This is a genomic window from Halomonas sp. LMYGS-3, from assembly GCF_059509875.1.
Genome location: NZ_JCAKFQ010000029.1, coordinates 33,633 through 56,650 on the forward strand (window position 1 = coordinate 33,633; position 23,018 = coordinate 56,650).

Genomic DNA, 23,018 nt, shown 5'->3' on the forward strand with positions numbered 1-23,018 from the left:
GACAAGCCCACAGCACTCTTCTCGGCCGCCATCCTTGATGGCGGTGAGCTGTTTCTCCTACCTGTCCATCGGTCCAATACGCAACCGGGGCTCTGTTACTTAATGTGACGGTATAAGCCGCCCCAGTGTTCGTGCCGTTCCCGCGTTGTCTGGGCGGAACCGGATGCGGCGACCGATCACGATCAATTACGCAGGAGTCGTTCCATGAGCATCGCAACCGTCGTTTCCCTCTCCGGCCAGGCCTGGGCGCGTGACGCCGACGGCAACCTGCGCGAACTGCACGTCGGCGATACCCTCCTCGAGGGCGAGACCCTCGTCACCGCCGACAACGCCCGGGTCGAGCTCGACTTCGGCGACAACCTCGACCCCACGCTGATCGAGGGTGGCCAGGAAATCGCCATGACCCCGGATCTCGATGCCGATCGGCCGGTCGCCGTGGAGGATGCCAGCGCCCTGGATGAGGATCTCGAGGCGCTGCTGGCGGCACTGGACGACGATGACGTCGATCTGCTCGACGTGTTCGATGCGACCGCCGCCGGAGCCGGCGCGGGTGGCGGCGGTGGCGACGGCCACAACTTCGTGCGCCTGGCCCGGATCGCCGAGGATACCGACCCGCTGGCCTTCGACTTCAGCGTCGGCCAGTTCGATGGGCCGCCGGACATCGAGGAGGGGGCCGTTCTGGAGGCGGTGGAGGAAGACGAGACGCCGGTCGATGAAACTCCCGTAGAGGAACCACCGGTCGACGAAACTCCCGTAGAGGAACCGCCGGTCGACGAAACTCCCGTAGAGGAGCCGCCGATTGAAGAGCCGCCAGTCGACGACGCCATTCCGGAGGCGGGGACCTCTACGGCGGAACTCTTCGATGCGCAGTTGCAGGAAGAGGGCGGTTCGGTGTCAGCCGGTACTCTGGATTTCGACTTCGGCGATGATGGCGTGGGTCGCATCGGCTTCGCCGGCATGGATGGCACCACGGGCGACGTGGGCACCGAGACCGTCACCTACGGCTGGGATGCCGGTAGCAACACCCTGACCGCGACCGGCCCGCGTGGGGACCTGTTCACTATCCAGGTGAACCCGACCACCGGCGAGTACACCCTGACGCTCCTCGACAATGTCCTGCACGCCGAGGGAACCGACGACGCCAGCAGCGAGCTGACCTTCACGGTGATCGATGGCAATGGCACCGAGGCCACGGGGTCCCTGACCATTGCCTTCTTCGATGACGCTCCCGAGGCCAGGGATGTCGACGGTGGCACCGTCACCGAGGATGCCAGTGACAACGTGCTCAGCGGCAACGTGCTCGCCAATGACAGCTTCGGCGCCGACGGCGCCGGCTCGCTGACCTGGAACGACGCGGCCAACGCCGATGCCATGGCCGAGCTGTCCAAGTACGGCACCCTGGTGCTCGATGCCGACGGCAGCTGGAGCTTCACCCTCGACAACAGCCTGGCCGCGGTGCAGGCGCTCGACGACGGCGACACCCTCGACTTCACGCTGGGCTACACCATCACCGACGCCGACGGCGACACCAGCACCGCCGCGCTGACCATCACCATCAATGGTGCCACCGATACTGCCGATATCACGGTAAGTGCTTCGAGCACTGTCTACGAGGCCGGCCTGCCGGGTGGTACGAACGAGGGAGATGGCAGCGACGCGGTCACCGGCACCTTCCAGGTCTCGGCCACCGACACCATCGCCAGCGTCACCGTGGGTGGCACGACCTTCACCCTGGCACAGCTTCAGGCGCTGTCAGCGTCATCCCCTTCCGCTGTGATCGATACGGGAGAAGGGATGCTGCAGTTGACCGGCTATCACAGCTCGGATGGCGACAAGGCGGCAACCATTGACTACACCTATACCCTGAAGGCCGCCCAGACTCACGAACAACCAGACGATGACACGAGCCTGGCCGACACGGTCGCGTTGCAAGTCGACGGGGTGGGCGGGAGTAGCGCCACAGGCACCCTGACCATCGACATCATCGACGACGTCCCGACCTTCACCAACATCATGAACGCGATCATTGCCAATGAGAGTGGTACGACGGTAACGGGGCTCCATGATCTTGCATTCGGTGCTGACGGACTGGGGGCGATATCTGTCGCCGATCCGACCACTGACTCGCTCAATGGTGCAGTGACCTATACCACGACCACCAATCTCGACGGCTCGGTAACCAAGCTGGCGCAGCTCAATGGCGAGGACTTCTTCACCCTCACTGTCAATCCCGACGGTACCTATGACTTCACGTTGCACGAGGCGCGGCCGTCAATTTCCCAGTCCGTGGATTTCAGCGGCGTGAAGGGGGAGAAGGCCGTCGAGCATCTCGTGATCGGAGATGTCACCTTCAGTGCCGTTGATACCGATGGCAATGGCAGTATCGGCAACGATGAGAAGATCAAGCCCACGAGCGCCGGTTTCGGCGTGGGAGAGGGTAATGTGGATCCCGGTGAGCAATTCGCCATCAGTTTCGCCAATGATACATCAGTCGACAGCGTGAGCTTATCGATCAAGCAACAGGGCGCCACGGCCTTCAAGATGAGCTGGGTGACCGATAGCGGGGAGACAGGGACTATTGATCCCCTGACCCAGGATGGCTGGGTCACCATCGATCCAGCCCAGGATTTTACCTCTATCACTTTCACGATCGACCAAGGAAAGGCAAAGATCGAAGGTGTCGGGTATGCCGAGCTCTTGTTGCCCGACGATACGGTCTTCGAGTTTGAAATCCATGGCACCGATGGCGATGGGGATGCTTCCCCCTCACAGACGCTGAGCGTGACGCTTCTCGGTACGGAATCGTCCGATGCCCAAATCGACGGCACCACAGGCGACGATGTCATCGCTGGCACGTCCGGCGGCGATACCCTGGTTGGCGGGGCCGGCAACGACATCCTCATCGGCGGTGCCGGCAACGACATCCTCTACGGCGGTCTGGGCGATGATGTCTTCCAGTGGAACTTCGGCGACCAGGGCGAGGAGGAGGCCGCGGCCACCGACGTCGTCAAGGACTTCGGCGAGGGCCACAACGTTCTCGATCTCGCCGATCTCCTGCAGGGTGAGGAGTCCGGTGATATCAACGACTTCATCTTCGCCGAGCAGGAGGGAGATCACACGACGCTCTACATCAAGCACGATGGAGGCCTCGGCGCGGGAGGCGCCAATGCGGATCAGAAGATCGTGTTGGAGAACCATGGCATGGGTGGCATGACGTCCGAAGACTTCATCCAGCAACTGCTCAGCAACGATCAGCTGAATATCGACCAGTAACCCGCGGGCCCGCCGAGCGCCCCGCCTGGAGACACCGGGTGGGGCGCTTGCTATTCTGATGCCCATGCACGCCATGGGATTCTTGAGGCCACTGCCATGTACATCAAGCGCGACGACGACGACCGCATCGAGCTGGTCAGCCGGGAGGCGACACCCGACTGCAAGGAGTTCCTGGCTGCGGACTCACCGGAGCTGCTGTCGTTCCTGATGGAAGGGGAGAGCCGCCAGGGCGAGGCGCACTTCCAGGCCTCGGATCTGGCCTTCGTTCGCGTGCTCGAGGACGTGATCGAGCTGCTGATGGACAAGGGGGTGATCAGCTTCACCGACCTGCCCGAGGCGGCGCAGCAGAAGGTGATGGAGCGTCAGTCGCTGCGTCGCCGGCTCAATGGCCTGAACCTGGTGTCGGGCGCCGACGACGAGAGTGGCGGGGTGATCTAGGCGAAGGCCGCGAGCCTGGCGCCCGGCGTCGCCGGGCGCTTACCGAGTTCGCTATCGGCCCACCTCAGGCGGGCTTGTCGTGCTGGCGTACGCCCGGGCCGGTGACGCCGTCGATGCCCAGCTCGAACAGCACCCTGGCCTCGGTGAGGTTGTCGACGCCCTCGGCGATCGCCAGTATCCCCAGCGAATGACAGAGCGTGGCCATGCCGCGCAGGATGGTCTGCTGCTCGGCGCTGGCATCGACGCCCTTGACCAGGGAGTCGTCGAGCTTGAGGTAGGCGAGCCCCAGGTCGTGCAGGTCGGCGATCCGGTTGAACTCGGCGCCCACATGCTCCAGGCCGATCCGGCAGCCGAGCGGTTGCAGCTCGCGGCACAGGCTGCGGAAGCTGGCCAGGTCGTGGATGGCCATGGACTCGGGCAGTTCCAGCCAGAGCTTCTCGGCGGCCTCGGGGTGCGAACGCAGCAGGGCACGCAGGTCCATCACGAAGCGCGAATCGCGAATCGACGCCGGCGACAGGTTGATGCCGATCGCCTTGCCGCGCTGGGCAATGTCCTTGATCGCCGCTCGCGCCACCGCCAGGTCCAGTTCGGTATCGAGCTCCAGTCGCGAGATCCAGGGCAGGAAGACCCCCGCCGGCCGCCATTCGCCCTTCAGCCGCAGCCGCGAGGGGCACTCGTGATGCAGCAGCTTTTCGTGGGCATCGAGCACCGGATAGTGAGCCAGGTAGACGCCCTGCACCATCGCCTGGTGAAGGGCGGAGCGCCAATCGGCGTGACTGGCGTAGAGCGTGTCGCGTTCGGCGCCCTGGACGATCGACTGGCCACGATCGCCCTTGGCCTCGGCGCCGGCCAGGGCGCCATCCAGATTCGCCAGCAGCTCGTTGCGGTGGTCGCCCTGGGCATAGTCGATCAACGCCGAGGGCAGGCCGAGGATCACCGATTTTTCCTCCTGCTGCAGGGTCTGGAGCCGTTGCGACAACTCGTGGGCGAGTCCGTCGAGGTCGTTGTTGCCCGGCATCAGCAGGGCGAAGTCGCTGCCGTTCAGGCGTCCCACCAGGCCTCCGCCACGCACCTTGCCGAGCTGGTCGAGGCTATGGGCCAGGCTCTTGAGCAGTTCATCGGTGCGCGCGTGTCCCAGTCGCTGGTTCACCTCGGCGAGCCGCGCGAAGCGCACCATGGCCAGGCTACCGCTGGCCCGGTGGCCGTCGCTCCGCAGGCTGGCCCGCAACTGGTTGAGGAAGGCGTCGCGGTCGAGCACGCCGGTCACGGGGTCGTGCAGCAGGCGACGGCGCAGCAGGTCGAGCTTCTCGCTCTCCTGGCTCAGCATCTCGCGCACCGTGCCGGAAAGCTGGTTCATGGCCTGCACCACCTCGCGCAGTTCCCGGGTGCGGGGTTCTTGGGAGGTGGTGAAGCGGCGCACGCCGATGTCGCGGGCCTGGGCGATCACCGAGTGCAGCGGGCGGCGGATGCTGCGCACGATCCACCAGGCAAGCAGCAGGCTGATGGCACCGGCGATGGCGAACCAGCCCGCCAGGTTCAGGGCGCTCTGCCACAGTGAGCGGTAGGCGAAACTGTGCTGGCTCTGCAGGGTCAGGGTGCCGAACTGGCGCCAGCCGTCCTGAACCACCGCCTGGCCGGGCGGCACCTCGAAGCGCACCAGGTCGACGAACCAGCCGGGAACGTCGTCGATGTGCTCACCGCCTTCGCGGCGCTCGAGGATCTCGCCGTCCGGGGCGCGCAACTCGATCAGGCGGTAGTGGCCGGTGTCGAACTGGGCCGCCATCAGCAGCTCGATGTTGACCGGATCCTTGTCGAGCTGGCTCATCGACAGCGCCAGGGCATTGGCGTTGTCGGCATTCTTGATGCGGACTTCCTGCTCGGTGTAGTGCCGACTGGTGCTCACGCCGACGAACAGGCTGCCGACGAAGGCCAGCAACAGCAGTGCCACGATGGTCAGCCAGAGTTGCTTGATGAGCGACATCTCGGTGTTCCCCCCCAAGGGTTCAAGACCCGAATCAGATGAATCCCTGCTGCTTCATGCGGTCGATCACGTTGCGCCAGCGTGACAGCCGCGCCAGCGGGTCGGCCCGCGACTCGGTGGAGCCACCGGCCCAGAGTCCGCTGCTGTTGAAGCTGAACAGGGGATCGAGGTCGGTACGCTGCGAGGCCGGGGTGATCGATGGCACCAGGTTGTCGAGCACCAGCGGTTCGGCGGCAGGCGTCTCGTAGTAGCCCAGCACCATGTGAGCCTGGGTGATCCGGCTGCGACCGATACGCGCCCGGACATAGATCATGCGCAGCTGTGCGCCGGGCACGCCGAGCTGCTTGAGGGTCACGTACTTGGCGATGGAGTAGTCCTCGCAGTCGCCCTTGCCCTGGCCCATGGTCTCCAGCGGCGTCGCCCAGAAGTCCTCGTGCCCCCAGTTGTCGATATCGTCGACCCAGAGCACGCGGCGGTTGAAGAAGTCGTTGACCTCGCGGAGCTGGGTACGGAGTTCCGCCCCGCCGAGCCGATCGAGCAGCGCGAACCACTCCTCGAGCACGGCCAGCCCACGCTGGCCGTAGAGGCGCCGCATGGTCTCGCGTAGCCGGGGTGGATCCAGGTTGGCACCGACGCCCGGTGCGCGCAGCCCCAGGCCGGCGGCCAGCACCAGGCTGCCCAGGCCGGCCAGAAAGCGGCGGCGACCAGGCGAGGCGAGGGTCCGGTGGCGAGGCTCGGGCATCGTGACTCGTGGCTGGATGAGCGATCGCTCAAGTTTAGGGGTATGGCTTCTCTAATGCGAGAGATAGGGGAAGCTTGATACCAACGAAGCTCAACCCTTGCCCGGTCCCTTCCAGACCCGCAGCCGGCCGACCCAGGCGAGACCGTGCGCGGCCAGCCGCAGCTCGTCGGCCGCCTCGTCGAGGCTCTGGCCGCTCGGCAGTTCGTTGACGTAGATCGACACGTCCACCTGGTTGTCCAGGTAGTGCAGGTCGAGGGCGACCCGGGCATTCCAGACGCGAAGATCGCCCCAGATGTCGTCGAGCATCCCCTCGACATCGCCGCGCAGCGGCATGCCGGGGCGCAGGCTGTGCTCGGTTTCGCCGGAATCGTCCTCCGGGTCGATGTGGAAGGTCACGTCGGTGAGGGTGGGGAAGGCCTCGCGCAGGCGACGGCTGACCGCGTTGCCGATCTCGTGGGCCTCGGAGACCGTGACCCGCGGCGGCACCACGATATGCAGGTCGAGCAGTGCCTGGCTGCCGAGGGTGCGGGTGCGCAGGTCGTGCACACCCTTGACCCCCGGGACCCGCTCGGCGACCTGCTGCATGCGGTCGCGCTCCTCCGCGGGCAGGGCGGTATCGATCAGCTCCTGGCTGGACTCCCACAGCAACCGGCCGCCGACCTGGCCGACCATCACCCCGACCACGACCGCCGCCAGGGCGTCCATCCAGCCGGCGCCGAACTGGGCCGCGACCAGGCCGATCAGCACCACCACGGTGGAGAGGGCGTCCGAGCGGGAGTGCCAGGCGTTGGCCTCGAGCAACCGGGAGTTGACCTGCTTGGCCACGCGCAGGGTGTAACGGAAGATCCACTCCTTGGCGGCCAGCGCGAGCACCGCGATGCCGATGGCCCAGTGGCCGGGGGCGGGGATCGGCTCGCCGGTGATCAGCCGGGTCAGGCTGGCCCAGGCGATGCCGCCGGCAACGAAGATCAGCACGCTGCCCAGCCACAGGGTAGCCAGGGTCTCGATGCGCCCGTGGCCGTAGGGATGGTTGCTGTCGGGTTCCTGGCGGCCGAAGTGGGTCGCCGCGATCACGAAGACGTCGGTGAGGATGTCCGAGAAGGAGTGGATGCCATCGGCCACCAGGGCCGCGGAGCCGACGATGAAGCCGGTGACCATCTTGGCCACTCCGACCACCAGGTCGACCAGCGCCCCGATCAGGGTGACCTTGTGGGCTTCGCGGGTCTGGGCGCCGCGATCGGGCGGCAGAGGGTGGGGATGCATGTGGGAATGGCCCATGGTGGTCATCATCCGGTTGATAAGGGAGATCGGCAGCGGCCGAGCCAGGCATCTACCACCCTGTGGGAGCCACGCTTTGCGGGGCGATGCGGCGCGTAGCGGCGCTGGGCGGTTGTCGGCCACGCTGGCGGCACCGCCAAGGCGCCTGCGGCGCCAATCGCTCGGCGGAGCCAAGCTCCCACAGGCGGGGAATCTACCCCCTGTAGAGCCAAGCTCCTCTACCGGGGCGGGCATCTACCCCCTGTGCAGCCAAGCTCCCACAGGGGGGTGTCGGCTAGCCGTCGATCCTGCCCGCCCGGTTGCGCACCGGGTTGGCGTACTGGGCCAGCCACCACTCGCGCAGCTCGGCGGGCACCTCCTGCAGCCGGGCCCGGAAGGTCGCCCGGTCGGCGTCGGTGACTTCCGAGAGGTCGAGCAGTTCCGGGGCGTCGCCCAGCGTCTCGAGGGCCAGGTAGTGGCTGGGGAAGAGGTGGTAGCCCTCCAGCACCTGGCGGTCGATCTCGGCGGCCACCTCGTCGGCGCTGTCGAAGTCCGCCGTCAGCGGCGTACCGAAGCGCAGGTGGACACGGCCCTTGTGGCCGGTGATGCCGGCCACGATCGACATGATGTCCTCGAACTCGGTCTTCTTGTAGTTGCCGCTGGAATGCACCGCATGCAGTTCCCTGGCCTTCTGGACGTCACAGGGGTCGTACTCGTAGCTGATCGACACCGGCACCAGGCGCAACTCGCGGATCGCCTCGCCGATCGGCAGGTCGCGATCCTGCGAGCGTCGCGCCATGGTCATCATCTTGACGATCGCCGGGTCGGTACGGTCGATCCCGTCCTTGGCGCGGCCCTCGCGCTGGGCCATCCAGATCGAGTGGTTGTCCTCGAGGATGGAGTGGCGGATATAGGCGGAAAGGTTGTTGTACGCCGCCAGCATGGCGCGCTTGCCGCGGGCGCTGCGCGGCACGATGAAGCTCTTGTTGAGCCGCATCAGGTCGGTGACGTAGGGCTTCTTGAGCAGGTTGTCGCCGATGGCGATGCGTACCGTGTCGCGTCCGGCGAGGTACAGCGCGTAGTTGACGAAGGCCGGGTCGAGCGAGATGTCGCGGTGGTTGCCGATGAACAGGTAGGCGCTGCCATCGTCGAGCGCCTCCAGCCCGTCGACCCGGAAGTCGTCGGTGGTGGTGCGGATCATGCGCTGCATGTAGGCGGCGATGCGCATCTGGAAGTCGCGCACGCTGGCCACGCCGCGTACCTCGCGGCGAATCACGATGCTGGCCAGGGTGCGTGACAGCCGCGGCATGACGCGCGACAGCCGTGGCAGCCGAAAGCGGGTCAGGGCGTCGAGCAGCTCGGGGTCGTGCGCCAGGCGCGCCAGTACCTCGGCGACCTCGTCGTCGTGGTAGGGGCGAATGTCGGCCCACGGATCGGCCTGCGGCTCGTCGGTTCGGGGTTCGCTCATGCGCTTGTGATGATGGTTGTCGGGAACATTGTCGGTTGTCTTGTCGCCGGAAGCGTTCATGCAACGTTCTGGTCGCGCGATGCGCCGGCCTCGCCGCCCAGCCAGTCGACCAGGCGGTCGATGTTCTCGCCCAGCGCCTGCGCCATCAGCAGGAAATCGGTCTCGAGACGCACCAGGGCATCGTCGCCGTCGTCGCTGTTGCCGGCCTCGTCGATCAGCGCATCGCCGAAGCGCAGCGACTTGAGGGCGAGGTCGTCATGCAGCACGAAGCTTAACCGGCCCTCGATCTCCAGCGCCAGCTTGCTCGCCTGGCGGCCGCTGGCCAGCAGTTGCTGGATCTCGTCGCTGTCGAGGTCGACCTGGCGGGCGCGCAGCACGCCGTCGTCGCCCTTGGCCTTGAGCTCCACCTGGTCGCCCAGCGCCATGTCCGCCGGCCGCTCGCCGGGGTCGACCAGCCAGCCGGTCATCGCCCGCATCGGCAGGGTCTGGCTGGCCAGCGGGGTGACCTTGAGGCTGCCCAGGGTCTCGCGCAGCAGGTCCAGCACCTCCTCGGCGCGCTTGCGTGAGCTCGTGTTCACCCCGATCAGGCCGCGGCGCACGTCCCACCACAGGTCGACCTTCTGGGTGCGCACGAAGGCCCGCGGCAGCAGCTCCTCGTAGACCTGCTCCTTGATGCCGAGCTTCTCCTGGCGGCGCAGCTTGCGCCCCTCGCGGGCCTCGAGGTCGGCGCTACGCTCCTCGACCTCCTCGCGCACCACCGAGGCGGGCAGCAGGCGTTCCTGGCGCAGGGCGGTGATCAGGCGCTGGCCCTGCAACTCGTGGAGCAGCTGGGTGCCGGCGCGGCCGGCCGGGGCACACCAGCCCAGGCGGCGTGGCTCGTTGCCGCCCAGGGGGCGAAACGCCTGTTCGGACAGGGCGGTTTCCAGGGCGGCCGCGTCGAGCGCCGGCGCGCCGTGCAGACGATACAGGTGCAAGTGCTTGAACCACATGAAGCATTTCTCGAGCGAAAAGGAGGCACATTATGGACAAGGGGGAGCGGGGGTGCCAGTGGCGTTGTGGCTTGCGTTATTCGAGCAAACGCTCGTTCGCAGGCCAGGTTCACTTAAGGGTCAGACCCTTAATTTTGCTTAGGGGTCTGACCCTTAAGTTAACTTTGCTCGGCGGCGAGCCTTCGAGACCCTCCCGCCTGGCGCGCTCGGTGCCGGCGCCTTCTACCTGATGCGCCTGGCCCATCGCGGCGAGTGAGGCGCTGCCTTTGCGCGGTCCACGGTGGTATGATGTGAGGCTGTTGTGGTGCCCTCCGCCGAGGCGGGTGCGGGCGCCAACCCGTTGCAGTGCAAAGGATTCGACGACCCATGGGTGACATCGCCAGAGAGATTCTGCCAGTCAACATCGAGGACGAGCTCAAGCAGTCGTACCTCGATTACGCGATGAGCGTGATCATCGGCCGGGCGTTGCCCGATGTGCGCGACGGCCTCAAGCCCGTACACCGGCGCGTGCTGTTCGCCATGCACGAGCTCGGCAACGATTGGAACAAGGCCTACAAGAAGTCGGCGCGCGTGGTGGGCGATGTCATCGGTAAGTATCACCCCCATGGTGACAGCGCCGTCTACGACACCATCGTGCGCATGGCCCAGGACTTCTCCATGCGCCACGTGCTGGTCGACGGCCAGGGCAACTTCGGCTCCATCGACGGCGACAACGCCGCCGCCATGCGTTACACCGAGGTGCGCATGGCCCGGCTCGCCCACGAGCTGCTCGCCGACCTCGAGAAGGACACCGTCGACTGGGTCGACAACTACGACGGCACCGAACGCATCCCCGACGTGCTGCCGACCAAGGTGCCCAACCTGCTGATCAACGGCTCCTCGGGCATCGCCGTGGGCATGGCGACCAACATCCCGCCCCACAACATGGTCGAGGTGATCAACGGCTGCCTGGCGCTGATCGACGACTACACCCTCTCCGTCGACGACCTGATGGAGTACATCCCCGGGCCCGATTTCCCCACCGGCGGCATCATCAACGGCCGCGCCGGGATCCTCGAGGCCTACCGCACCGGGCGGGGGCGGGTCTATGTGCGGGCCCAGCACACCATCGAGCACGACGAGAAGACCGGCCGCGACCATATCATCGTCCACGAGCTGCCCTATCAGGTGAACAAGGCGCGGCTGATCGAAAAGATCGCCGAGCTGGTCAAGGACAAGAAGATCGACGGCATCGCCGAGCTGCGCGACGAATCCGACAAGGAAGGCCTGCGCGTGGTGATCGAGGTCAAGCGCGGCGAGAGCGGCGAGGTGGTGGTCAACAACCTCTTCGCCCAGACCCAGCTGCAGAACGTCTTCGGCATCAACATGGTCGCCATCGAGGACGGGCAGCCGAAGATCCTCAACCTCAAGGAGGTGCTCGAGGCCTTCATTCGCCACCGCCGCGAAGTGGTCACCCGCCGCACCCTGTTCGAGCTCAAGAAGGCCCGCGAGCGCGGCCACATCCTCGAAGGCCTGGCCGTGGCGATCTCCAACATCGACGAGGTGATCGAACTGATCAAGGCCTCGCCGAACGCCAGCGAGGCCAAGGAGAAGCTGCTGGCCAAGACCTGGCCGCCGGGGCAGGTCACCGCCATGCTCGAGCGCGCCGGCGCCACCTCCTGCAAGCCCGAGGACCTGGAGGAGGGCTTCGGCCTCAACCAGGCCGGTACCGAGTACCGCCTCTCGCCGGCCCAGGCCCAGGCCATCCTCGAGCTGCGCCTGCACCGCCTGACCGGGCTCGAGACCGAGAAGCTGCTCGACGAGTACCTCTCCATCCTCGAGAAGATCGCCGAGCTCTCCGCCATCCTGGCCTCCGCCGAGCGCCTGCTCGAGGTGATCCGCGAGGAGCTGATCGGCGTGCGTGACCAGTTCGGTGACCCGCGCCGCACCGAGATCCAGGCCAGCCACCTCGACCTGCGTCTCGAGGACCTGATCGCCGAGGAGGACATGGTGGTCACCGTGTCCCGCTCCGGCTACGCCAAGACCCAGCCGCTCTCCGACTACCAGGCCCAGCGCCGCGGCGGCCGCGGCAAGTCGGCCACCGCCATGAAGGACGAGGACGTCATCGAGCACCTGCTGGTGGCCTCGACCCACGATACCGTGCTGCTGTTCTCCAACCGGGGCAAGGTGTACTGGCTCAAGGTCTACGAAATGCCCAACGCCAGCCGTGGCTCCCGCGGCAAGCCGCTGGTCAACCTGTTGCCGCTCGACGAGGGCGAGGCGATCAACGCCATCCTGCCGGTGCGCGAGTATCGCCAGGACAGCTACATCTTCTTCGCCACCGCCAAGGGCACCGTCAAGCGCACCAGCCTCGACCAGTTCTCGCGGCCGCGCAGCGTCGGCCTGATCGCCATCGACCTGGAGGAGGGCGACCGCCTGGTGGGGGCGGCCATCACCTCCGGCAGTGATCACGCCATGCTGCTCTCGTCCAACGGCAAGGCGATCCGCTTCGAGGAGGGCAACGTGCGGGCCATGGGCCGTACCGCCCGCGGCGTGCGCGGCATGCGCCTGCTCGGTGGCGCCGAGGTGATCAGCCTGATCATCCCCCAGAGCCAGCAGATCGACGCCGAGGCCGACATCGAGAGCGAGGACGAGAACGGTGTGGTCATCGAGAACGGCAACGGCGGCCAGATCTACATCCTCACCGCCAGCGAGAACGGCTACGGCAAGCGTACCCGCCTCGAGGAGTTCCCGCTGCGCGGCCGCGGCGGGCAGGGTGTCATCGCGATGCAGACCAGCGACCGCAACGGCTCCCTCGTCGCCGCCATGCAGGTCTACGCCAGCGACGAGATGATGCTGATCACCGACCGCGGCACCCTGGTGCGCACCCGGGTCGACGAGGTCTCGATCACCTCGCGCAACACCCAGGGCGTGATGCTGATCCGCCTGGGCAACGACGAGAAGCTGGTCAAGACGGTGCGCGTCGACGAGCCGGAGGAATTGGGGACAGACCCCGAGGAATTGGGGACAGACCCCCATTTCCCGCCGTCGACAGAGGCTTGATTCTAGATAACTGGAAAAGGAAATGGGGGTCTGTCCCCCATTAGACGCCGATGACACGCCACTACAACTTCTGCGCCGGCCCGGCCGCGCTGCCCACCACGGTGCTGGAACGGGCTCGAGAGGAGCTGCTCGACTACCGGGGCCGCGGGCTCTCGGTGATGGAGATGAGCCACCGCGCCGCGGAGTACGTCGCCATCGCCGAGCAGGCCGAGGCCGACCTGCGCGAGCTGCTGGCCATCCCCGGGAACTACAAGGTGCTCTTCACCCAGGGCGGGGCCACCCTGCAGTTCGCCGCGGTGCCCTACAACCTGCTGGGTGGCGGCGGCACGGCCAACTTCCTCCACACCGGCATCTGGGGCAACAAGGCCATGGCCGAGGCGCGCCACCTGTTCGGCACCGCCCATGTCGCCGCCAGCAGCGAGGGGAACGGCCACAGCGCCGTGCCGCGACCGTCGGACATCGCCCTCTCGGATGACGCCGGCTACCTGCACTACACCGCCAACGAGACCATCGGCGGGCTGGAGTTCGACTATGTGCCGGGTGCCGAGGGCGAGCTGCGCCGTGCCGATGGCACCGAGGTGCCGCTGGTCTGCGACATGTCCTCCAGTATTCTCTCGGGGCCGCTGGACGTGTCGAAGTTCGGCGTCATCTACGCCGGCGCCCAGAAGAACATCGGCCCCGCCGGCCTGGTGGTGGTGATCGTGCGCGACGACCTGCTCGACCGCGCCCGCCATGACATGCCGTCACTGTTCGGCTACAAGGCGCTGAGCGATGCCGGCTCGATGATCAACACCCCGGCCACCTACAGCTGGTACCTGGCCGGCCTGGTGTTCCAGTGGCTCAAGGAGGACATCGGCGGCCTGGCCGCGATGGACGCCATCAACGCCCGCAAGGCCGAGAAGCTCTACGCGGCCATCGACGGCAGCGAGCTCTACGCCAACCCGATCGTGCTGCGCAACCGCTCGCGGATGAACGTGCCCTTCGTGCTCGCCGACGAGCGCCTCGACAAGCCGTTCCTGGCCGAGGCCGAGGCGGCCGGGCTGCTCAACCTCAAGGGCCACCGCAGCGTCGGCGGCATGCGTGCCAGCCTCTACAACGCCGTGCCCGAGGCCGCCGTGGACGCCCTGATCGAGTTCATGGCAGATTTCGAGCAGCGGCGGGGGTAGAAGCGCCGAGCGCTCAGCCAGCGCTGGCGGTCCCTATGGGGTCAGACCCCGGCGGATGCCGGTTTGGCTGGAGTAAGGTGCACGATGACAGGCATGGCGATTTGGCCGGGGTCTGACCCCATAGGGGCCATGTCGCCGACATAGAGAGAAATGGGGGTCTGTCCCCCATTAGACCTTAGACCAGGGGACAACGCATGACCGACACCCCCAAGGATCTCGAGGCGCTGAGGCAGCGCATCGACGAGCTGGACGGCGATATCCTGCGCCTGATTAGCGAGCGTGCGACCTGCGCCCAGCGGGTCGCCGAGATCAAGACCGCCGAGGATCCCCAGGCGGTCTTCTACCGTCCCGAGCGCGAGGCCCAGGTATTGCGCCGGATCATGGCGCTGAACAAGGGGCCGCTCGACAGCGAGGAGATGGCCCGGCTGTTCCGCGAGATCATGTCCGCCTGCCTGGCGCTGGAGCAACCGATCAAGGTGGCCTATCTCGGCCCCGAGGGCACCTTCACCCAGCAGGCCGCCCTCAAGCATTTCGGCGAGAGCGCGACGAGCATGCCGATGGCCGCCATCGACGAGGTGTTCCGCGAGGTCGAGGCCGGTGCCGTCAACTACGGCGTGGTGCCGGTCGAGAACTCCACCGAGGGGGTGGTCAACCACACCCTCGACTCCTTCATGGACTCCTCGATGCGTATCTGCGGCGAGGTGGTGCTGCGCATTCACCAGCACCTGCTGGTGGCCGAGACCACCCGCCAGGACAAGGTCTCGCGGATCTACTCGCATCCGCAGTCCTTCGCCCAGTGCCGCAAGTGGCTCGACGCCCACTTCCCCCACGCCGAGCGGGTGCCGGTGTCGTCCAATGCCGAGGCCGCGCGCCTGGTCAAGACCGAGTGGCACAGCGCGGCCATCGCCGGCGACATGGCCGCCAAGCTCTACGGCCTGACCCGGCTTGCCGAGAAGATCGAGGATAGCCCGGACAACTCCACGCGCTTCTTGATCATCGGCTACCAGGACGTGCCCATGTCCGGCGAGGACAAGACCTCCATCGTCGTCGCCATGCGCAACCAGCCCGGTGCCCTGCACGACCTGCTCGAGCCCTTCCACCGCCACCAGATCGACCTGACGCGCCTGGAGACCCGGCCGTCGCGTACCGGGGTGTGGAACTACGTCTTCTTCATCGACTTCAAGGGGCACCGCGAGGAGCCCCGGGTCGCCGCGGTGCTGGAGGAAGTCCAGCTGCGTGCCGCCGAGCTCAAGGTGCTCGGCTCCTACCCGGTGGGCGTGCTCTAGGCATGGGGCAGACATCGCACAGGCAGGTCGAGGAGTCGCGGATCCTGATCGTCGGCCTGGGGCTGATCGGCGGCTCGCTGGCCGCGGCCCTGCGCGCCGCCGGGTTCGGGGCGGCTAAAGAGCGCGCCGCCGGGTTCGGGGCGGCTAAAGAGCGCGCCGCCGGGTTCGGGGCGGCTAAAGAGCGCGCCGCCGGGTTCGGGGCGGAAAAAGAGGGGGGGGCCATCCTCGCCTGCGACCCCGATCCCGACGAGATCGCGCTGGGCATCGAGAGGGGGCTGATCGACCGCGGCGACACTCGGCTCGCACCGCTGGTCGAGGACGCCTCGCTGATCGTGCTGGCGGTGCCGGTGCTGGCCATGGCGGGCGTGATGCGCGAGCTGGCCGGGTGCCTCGGGCACGCCGCGCCGGACGTGGTGATCACCGACGTGGGCAGCACCAAGGCCACCATCCGCGACTGCGCGGTCGACGCCTTCGGTCGCGTGCCGGCCAACCTGGTGCTCGGCCACCCCATCGCCGGCTCCGAGAAGAGCGGCGTGGCCGCCGCCAACCCGCGCCTCTATGCCCACCACAAGGTGATCCTGACCCCCGAGCCGGACACCGACCCCGCGGCGCTCGCCCGGGTGCGCGCGCTGTGGGAGGCGTGCGACGCCGAGGTGCTGGAGATGGGCGTCGAGCGCCACGACCAGGTGCTCGCCCGCACCAGCCACCTGCCTCACCTGCTGGCCTTCTCGCTGGTCGATACCCTGGCGCGCCAGGACGAGCGCCTCGACATCTTCCGCTACGCGGCCGGCGGCTTTCGCGACTTCACCCGCATCGCCGGCAGCGACCCGGTGATGTGGCGCGACATCTTCGTCGCCAACCGCGACGCCGTGCTCGCCTCGCTCGACGACTTCGAGGCCGGCGTGGCCCGGCTGCGGCGCGCGGTGGAGGCTGGCGACGGCGACGCCATGCTGGCGATCTTCGACCGCGCCAGCCATGCGCGACACTATTTCGAATCCCTGCTCAACCAGACCAGCTATCAGGCGGAATACCAGATGCAAGCACAAGGCAAGCTGCGCTACCGGGTCGCCCCCGGTGGCGGCGTCACCGGCCGCATCCGCGTGCCCGGCGACAAGTCGATCTCCCATCGCTCGATCATGCTCGGGGCGCTGGCCGAGGGCGTCACCGAGGTCAAGGGCTTCCTCGAGGGCGAGGACAGCCTGGCCACCCTCCAGGCCTTCCGCGAGATGGGCGTGGCCATCGAGGGGCCCCACCAGGGCCGCGTGACCATCCACGGGGTCGGCATGCACGGCCTCCAGGCGCCCGCCGGGCCGCTCTACGTGGGCAACGCCGGCACCGCCATGCGCCTGTTCGCCGGCTTGCTGGCGGGCCAGGCGTTCGACACCGAGCTCACCGGCGACGCCTCCCTGACCAAGCGCCCCATGGGGCGGGTGGCCGACCCGCTGCGCCTCATGGGCGCCGAGATCGACACCGCCGAGGGTGGCCGGCCGCCGCTGAAGATCAAGGGCGGACGCCAGCTGCAGGGCATCACCTACGACATGCCCATGGCCAGCGCCCAGGTGAAGTCCTGCCTGCTGCTCGCCGGGCTCTACGCCGAGGGCGAGACCCGGGTGCGCGAGCCGGCGCCGACCCGTGACCACACCGAGCGCATGCTCGCCGGCTTCGGCTATGACGTCGGCCGCGAGGGCGACACCTGCTGGCTCAGCGGCGGCGGCAGGCTCACCAGCGCGCCCATCGACGTGCCCTCCGACATCTCCTCGGCCACCTTCTTCCTGGTCGCTGCGGCGATCACCCCGGGCTCGGACCTGGTGCTCGAGCACGTCGGCATCAACCCGACCCGCATCGGGGTGATCAACATCCTCACGCTGATGGGCGCCGACCTGCGCCTCGAGAACGAGCGCGAGGTGGGCGGCGAGCCGGTGGCCGACCTGCACATCCGCCACGCGCCGCTCCACGGCATCGAGATCCCCGTCGAGCAGGTGCCGCTGGCCATCGACGAGTTCCCGGCGCTGTTCGTCGCCGCCGCCAACGCCGAGGGCACGACCCGGCTGCGCGGCGCCGATGAGCTGCGGGTCAAGGAGTCCGACCGCCTGCAGGCCATGGCCGACGGCCTCACCGTGCTGGGTGTCGAGAACACCCTCTACCCGGACGGCATCGATATCGTCGGCAGCGGCAAGGCCAAGGGCCCGAGCTACGGCGGCGGTCGCATCGACAGCCTGGGCGATCACCGCATCGCCATGGCCTTCGCCGTGGCCGCGTTGCGCGCCGGCGGCGAGATCGTCATCGACGACTGCGCCAACGTCGCCACCTCCTTCCCCGGCTTCCTGGAGCTGGCGCGCAAGGTCGGCATGCGCCCGGTCGAGGAAGTGGGCGAGGAGGTGCCATGAGCACGACGCCGCGTCAACACGCAGCCCCCGTGATCGCCATCGACGGCCCCGGCGGGGCCGGCAAGGGCACCATCAGCCGGTTGATCGCCGAGCGGCTCGGCTGGCACCTGCTCGACTCCGGGGCCCTCTATCGCCTCACGGCCCTGGCCGCCGCCAAGCACGAGGTGCCCCTGGACGACGAGGCCGGCCTGGCCGAGGTGGCGCGCGAGCTCGACGTGGTGTTTCGCGCCGAGGGCGATGCCACCACCGTGCTGCTGGAAGGGTGTGACGCCACCACCACCATTCGCACCGAGCAGATCGGCGACGCGGCCTCCCAGGTCGCCGCGCTGCCCGCCGTGCGCCAGGCGCTGCTCACGCGCCAGCGCGACTTCCAGAAGGCGCCCGGCCTGGTGGCCGACGGCCGCGACATGGGGACCGTGGTCTTCACCGATGCGCCGCTCAAGGTCTTCCTCACCGCCAGTGCCGAGGAGCGCGCCCGGCGGCGCCACCTCCAGTTGCAGGAGAGCGGCGTGAATGCTAGTCTATCGAGTCTTTTAAAGGAGATTCAGGCACGCGATGCGCGCGACATGCAGCGCAGCGTGGCACCGCTCAAGCCGGCCGATGACGCCATCACGCTTGACACCACGCGCCTGACGATACCGGAAGTGGTGGATCGGCTGACGGAACTGCTGACCGAACGGGGTTTGGCTACCGACACCTGACACTCCCTTGCGGCGCCTTCGGCAGGATGTGATGACGTGGTCCGGCATTTCGACTTTCCGTGAGCCTGGCCAGGTCGAACCAGCGTTAACATCTCCGGAGGCATGGTGAATAAGGCCCGCACTCGCTGGTGGTGCGGAGAAGGCGGCAACGCCGTACTCAACGTTGATCACGTAGGAACATCATGAGCGAAAGCTTTGCTGAACTGTTTGAACAATCTCTCCAGGACATCAACATGGAGCCGGGCGCCATCGTCGCGGCTACCGTCGTCGACATCGATGGTGACTGGGTCACCGTCAATGCCGGCCTGAAGTCTGAAGGTCAGATCCCCGCGGCGCAGTTCCGCGACGACAACGGCGAACTCAACATCGCCGTCGGCGACGAGGTCCACGTCGCCCTGGAAGCCGTCGAGGACGGTTTCGGCGAGACCCGCCTCTCCCGCGAGAAGGCCAAGCGTGCCGAAGCGTGGAAGATCCTGGAAGCGGCCTTCGAGAAGGACGAGATCGTCAAGGGCGTGATCAACGGCAAGGTCAAGGGCGGCTTCACCGTCGACGTCGACTCCATCCGTGCCTTCCTTCCGGGCTCGCTGGTCGACGTGCGTCCGGTGCGCGACACCACGCACCTCGAGAACAAGGAACTCGACTTCAAGGTCATCAAGCTCGACCCGAAGCGCAACAACGTCGTCGTGTCCCGTCGTGCCGTGCTCGAGGCCGAGAACAGCGCCGAGCGTGAGGCCCTGCTCGCCACCCTGCAGGAAGGCCAGCAGATCACCGGTATCGTCAAGAACCTCACCGACTACGGCGCCTTCGTCGACCTCGGTGGCGTCGATGGCCTGCTGCACATCACCGACATGGCCTGGAAGCGCATCAAGCATCCGAGCGAGATCGTCGCCGTCGGCGACGAGATCAACGTCAAGGTGCTGAAGTTCGACCGCGAGCGCAATCGCGTCTCCCTGGGCCTGAAGCAGCTGGGCGAGGATCCCTGGGTCAACATCAAGGATCGCTACCCGGAAGGCACCAAGGTGCATGCCACCGTCACCAACCTCACCGACTACGGCTGCTTCGCCGAGCTGGAAGAGGGTGTCGAGGGCCTGGTCCACGTCTCCGAGATGGACTGGACCAACAAGAACATCCACCCGTCCAAGGTCGTGCAGGTCGGTGACGACGTCGACGTCATGATCCTCGACATCGACGAGGAGCGTCGTCGTATCTCCCTGGGCATCAAGCAGTGCACCGCCAACCCCTGGGAGACCTTCAACGCCGAGTACAACAAGGGCGACCGCGTCTCCGGTACCATCAAGTCGATCACCGACTTCGGCATCTTCATCGGCCTCGAAGGCGGTATCGACGGCCTGGTGCACCTCTCCGACATCTCCTGGACCGAGACCGGCGAAGAGGCCGTGCGCGGCTTCAAGAAGGGCGACGAGGCCGAGGCCGTGATCCTCTCCATCGATCCGGAGCGTGAGCGCATCTCGCTGGGCATCAAGCAACTCGATACCGACCCGGTCGCCGAGTTCCTGGCCGTCAACGACAAGGGCTCCATCGTCACCGGCCGCGTGGTCGAGGTCGATGCCAAGGAAGCCCACGTCGAGCTGGCGACCGATGTCGTCGCCGTGCTCAAGGCCTCCGAGATCAGCGCCGACCGCGTCGAGGACGCCCGTAACGTCCTGAGCGAAGGCGACAGCGTCGAGGCTCGCATCATCGGTGTCGATCGCAAGAACCGCGCGATCAACCTCTCCATCAAGGCCAAGGAGCAGGACGACACCCGCCAGAACCTCAAGAAGCTGCGCGAAGAAAGTTCCGAGAGCGGTGGCCCGACCACCATCGGCGACCTCATCAAGCAGCAGATGGGTCAGGACTGAGCCACGGGAACGGGAAAGCCGGCCACGGCCCGCTTCCGGTTCTCTCGCCAGCCATGAAAGACGCCGCCCGCAAGGGCGGCGTTTTTTTTTCGACTTGAAACTTGTTTGCCCGGTTCGCCAATACCGTTATCGGTGCCGGTTATCGAGGCGGGTTATCCAGGCCAGCATTACGTTTGTCCTGATGGTAAGCCGGGTATAACTTCTAGCAAGCGTCTGCCAATATGTTTTCCGCCCTGGAAAACCTGGCGCTTGAAATGAAACAAGTCTATATCCACACTGTTGTCATCCGGCAATCGACAGTTCATAATCACACCCGCATCCTGAAACCCGAAAGAAGGAACTATTCATGTCACTGCTCAGCGAATACATGCAGATGGAACAGCAGCTCAAGAAACTCCAGGAGAATATGGAGAAGCTGCAGAACGACAAGCGTCTGAAGGCCGAGCTCGAGTTCAAGGAAAAACTCGAGTCGCTGATGCGTGAGTTCGACAAGAGTGCCGCCGATGTCATCGCGCTGCTCGACCCCAAGACCACCGCTGCCGCCGCGCCGAAGTCTGCCGCCGCCGCTGGCCGTCGCAAGCGCAAGCTGAAGATCTACAAGAACCCCAATACCGGCGAAGTGGTCGAGACTCGCGGTGGCAACCAGAAGACGCTCAAGGCGTGGAAGGACGAGTACGGTAACGACACCGTCGAGTCCTGGTTGGTGCGCGTCGAGGAGTGATCCTCCGTTTCACCCGTGACACGTCAAGCGCCGCCCTCGAGGCGGCGCTGTCGTAAAGGGCGTCAAGGGCGCGCGCTCTGCGCCAGCAGGGGTTGCTGCAGCTGCAGGCCCGATGCCGATCGCACCAGCCGGGCCGGCTCGCCGCTGATGTGCTCGCCCTGTTCGGGCAGTGCCCGGCCGACCAGGAAGCGTATCGCCGAAGGCAACTGCGTCATGTCGTCGAAGGCGACGCAGGCACAGCGCCTGGGGGGCAGGTCGATCACCCGGAAGGGCAGGGGCAGGGCCAGGTCGTTGGTGGTGCCGTGCGCTACCTGGACGCCGAGATCGGTGCGCGGCAGGTCGCTGGCCAGGGGCTGGTCGTAGAGGATGGCGATGGGCGTGGTCTCGCCCAGGCGGCTGGGCAGCGCCTCGCTGACCTCCAGCTGGCGTTGCCACCGGGCCGGGTCGTCGATCGCCGTGCTCGGCTCGTAGAGCCGGGCCACGACCGCCTCCCGGGGCGGCGTTCGGTGCAGCTCGACGCGAAAGCTCTCCTCCGTGGCGGCGGTGGCGCGGCGGAGTTGCAGCCGCTCCCGACGCCGAAAGTCCCGCGGCGAGCACTGGTAGCGTCGCAGGAAGGCGCGGCTGAACGCCGAGTGGTTGCGATACCCGCTCTGCTCGGCGATCTGCTTGATGCCGTAAGGGGTGTGCACCAGCAAGCGGGCGGCCTTCTCGAGGCGCAGCATGTCGCGATAGGCCCCGGGTGACATGCCGAAGCACTGACGAAAGCGGCGCCGGATCTGGGAGGAGGAGTAGCCCAGTCGCGTGGTAAGGTCCTCGATACCAAGCTGGCTCTCGAGGGTCTCCTGAAGCCAGATCTCGGCTCGCATCATGTCGTTCACACTGCCTGGCCTCATCCTTGCTGTACATTCACGAGACGGCCTCTCTTGCCGGTCCCGCCGACGGGTAATCCGTGCTCATCACCGCTCGGGGGCGCCTCGCTCCGAACACCTCCTGCGGGGAAACGACCGGTTCGATTGTCCCGTTCCTTTATATTAGGCCTTTATGCTTGCCATGACCGAGCAAAGGCAAGTTGCTTGCCGGATAATGATCGATTGGGCACATTCTCGACGGGAACGACGGCCCGGTGCGGCGGAGCTGGCCCGGGGCGAGCGGAGAATGCCCTTCGCCATGGGCACCATTGGCGGTATACTCAGGGTAGGACATCAAGCGTGAGCGTCGACCCTGTTTGCTTTCCCTCCCCGTCGACCTCCTGACACCACTGGTAGCGAATGAAACATCAGACTTCTCGAAAACCCATGGACGAGCGCGAGAAACTGCGCAAGTTTCGCGAACTCGACGACGCCTTCGCCGAAGCCCTGCGCGAACTCGAAAGTCCCGACAGCAAGCTCGACATCCCCACCGGGCCGCCCGTGCGTTCCCTGGAAGCCCAGGAGCAGCAGGACGAAGAAGCCCGTCAACAGGCCTTCGAGCAACGCCTCAAGACGCTGATGAGCGAGTACGCCCAGCCCGCCGAGAGCGTCAGCCACCTGCTGCAGACCCTCAAGGACCTCGGGCGCATCGCCTGATGCGTGTTCGCTGGCCACGCGAGGCGGCCTGGAAGGTGTTGCGGCCGAGGCTGGTCGGCCGCGAGGCCTGCGTACCGCGGATCTGGAGGACATGAGGAGGCGTTGGCGAAGGCATTTGGCGAAGGCTGGAGCCTGGCTCCGCC

16 protein-coding genes are annotated in these 23,018 nt (G+C 66.7%); 10 read left to right on the forward strand and 6 right to left on the reverse strand.

The genetic code is table 11. The features are described 5' to 3' along the window. The first annotated feature begins 204 nt into the window (after window positions 1-204). Together AC5W54_RS19370 and AC5W54_RS19375 are read left to right on the forward strand one after the other, a co-directional pair. Window positions 205-3,273, forward strand: coding sequence for a retention module-containing protein (locus AC5W54_RS19370; protein WP_495963740.1), 3,069 nt, complete (start codon window positions 205-207; stop codon window positions 3,271-3,273). A gap of 96 nt (window positions 3,274-3,369) precedes the next feature. Next, the gene (locus AC5W54_RS19375; RefSeq protein ID WP_495963741.1) at window positions 3,370-3,711 is read left to right on the forward strand and encodes a tryptophan synthase subunit beta like protein; all 342 of its coding nucleotides are present in this window, start codon (window positions 3,370-3,372) and stop codon (window positions 3,709-3,711) included. 64 nt (window positions 3,712-3,775) lie between these two features. Here the strand turns inward: AC5W54_RS19375 and AC5W54_RS19380 are convergent, their stop codons facing one another. From AC5W54_RS19380 to AC5W54_RS19400, 5 genes are all read right to left on the reverse strand, one after another. Continuing rightward, complete coding sequence (locus tag AC5W54_RS19380) at window positions 3,776-5,692, reverse strand: EAL domain-containing protein (RefSeq protein ID WP_495963742.1); 1,917 nt, start codon at window positions 5,690-5,692, stop codon at window positions 3,776-3,778. 34 nt (window positions 5,693-5,726) lie between these two features. After that, window positions 5,727-6,434 carry a transglutaminase-like cysteine peptidase gene (locus AC5W54_RS19385; protein ID WP_495963743.1) on the reverse strand — a complete coding sequence of 236 codons (708 nt, stop codon included), beginning with the start codon at window positions 6,432-6,434 and terminating at the stop codon, window positions 5,727-5,729. A 90-nt stretch (window positions 6,435-6,524) separates the two neighbouring features. Then, complete coding sequence (locus tag AC5W54_RS19390) at window positions 6,525-7,712, reverse strand: cation diffusion facilitator family transporter (protein ID WP_495963744.1); 1,188 nt, start codon at window positions 7,710-7,712, stop codon at window positions 6,525-6,527. Window positions 7,713-7,986: 274 nt separating this feature from the next. After that, window positions 7,987-9,159 carry a 1-acyl-sn-glycerol-3-phosphate acyltransferase gene (locus AC5W54_RS19395; RefSeq protein ID WP_495963754.1) on the reverse strand — a complete coding sequence of 391 codons (1,173 nt, stop codon included), beginning with the start codon at window positions 9,157-9,159 and terminating at the stop codon, window positions 7,987-7,989. A gap of 56 nt (window positions 9,160-9,215) precedes the next feature. Continuing rightward, window positions 9,216-10,148: a recombination-associated protein RdgC gene (locus AC5W54_RS19400; RefSeq protein WP_495963745.1), complete on the reverse strand. Its 933-nt coding sequence runs from the start codon at window positions 10,146-10,148 to the stop codon at window positions 9,216-9,218. Window positions 10,149-10,514: 366 nt separating this feature from the next. Between AC5W54_RS19400 and gyrA the strand changes: the two genes are divergently transcribed. The 7 genes from gyrA to AC5W54_RS19435 all read left to right on the forward strand — a co-directional run bounded on the left by gyrA (window position 10,515) and on the right by AC5W54_RS19435 (window position 21,310). Next, window positions 10,515-13,190, forward strand: coding sequence for a DNA gyrase subunit A (gyrA, locus tag AC5W54_RS19405; RefSeq protein ID WP_495963746.1), 2,676 nt, complete (start codon window positions 10,515-10,517; stop codon window positions 13,188-13,190). Window positions 13,191-13,240: 50 nt separating this feature from the next. Next, window positions 13,241-14,356, forward strand: coding sequence for a 3-phosphoserine/phosphohydroxythreonine transaminase (serC, locus tag AC5W54_RS19410; protein WP_495963747.1), 1,116 nt, complete (start codon window positions 13,241-13,243; stop codon window positions 14,354-14,356). Window positions 14,357-14,550: 194 nt separating this feature from the next. After that, complete coding sequence (gene pheA / locus AC5W54_RS19415; RefSeq protein WP_495963748.1) at window positions 14,551-15,642, forward strand: prephenate dehydratase; 1,092 nt, start codon at window positions 14,551-14,553, stop codon at window positions 15,640-15,642. A 2-nt stretch (window positions 15,643-15,644) separates the two neighbouring features. Next, window positions 15,645-18,029, forward strand: coding sequence for a bifunctional prephenate dehydrogenase/3-phosphoshikimate 1-carboxyvinyltransferase (locus AC5W54_RS19420; protein ID WP_495963749.1), 2,385 nt, complete (start codon window positions 15,645-15,647; stop codon window positions 18,027-18,029). Next, window positions 18,026-18,730 carry a (d)CMP kinase gene (gene cmk / locus AC5W54_RS19425; RefSeq protein WP_495963750.1) on the forward strand — a complete coding sequence of 235 codons (705 nt, stop codon included), beginning with the start codon at window positions 18,026-18,028 and terminating at the stop codon, window positions 18,728-18,730. Before AC5W54_RS19420 ends, cmk begins: the two co-directional genes overlap by 4 nt. Before the next feature lie 182 nt (window positions 18,731-18,912). Further along, entirely contained in the window at window positions 18,913-20,589 is a 1,677-nt protein-coding gene (gene rpsA, locus AC5W54_RS19430; RefSeq protein ID WP_495963751.1) for a 30S ribosomal protein S1, read from the forward strand. A 346-nt stretch (window positions 20,590-20,935) separates the two neighbouring features. Beyond that, window positions 20,936-21,310, forward strand: a complete 375-nt coding sequence (locus AC5W54_RS19435; RefSeq protein ID WP_495963752.1) for a histone-like nucleoid-structuring protein, MvaT/MvaU family — start codon at window positions 20,936-20,938, stop codon at window positions 21,308-21,310. A 62-nt stretch (window positions 21,311-21,372) separates the two neighbouring features. On the opposite strand, the gene AC5W54_RS19440 is transcribed toward AC5W54_RS19435, so the two are convergent. Next, window positions 21,373-22,179, reverse strand: a complete 807-nt coding sequence (locus AC5W54_RS19440) for a helix-turn-helix transcriptional regulator (RefSeq protein WP_495963755.1) — start codon at window positions 22,177-22,179, stop codon at window positions 21,373-21,375. A 426-nt stretch (window positions 22,180-22,605) separates the two neighbouring features. Here AC5W54_RS19440 and AC5W54_RS19445 point away from each other — a divergent pair, with 426 nt between their 5' ends. After that, the gene (locus AC5W54_RS19445; protein ID WP_495963753.1) at window positions 22,606-22,875 is read left to right on the forward strand and encodes a hypothetical protein; all 270 of its coding nucleotides are present in this window, start codon (window positions 22,606-22,608) and stop codon (window positions 22,873-22,875) included. Window positions 22,876-23,018 lie beyond the last annotated feature (143 nt).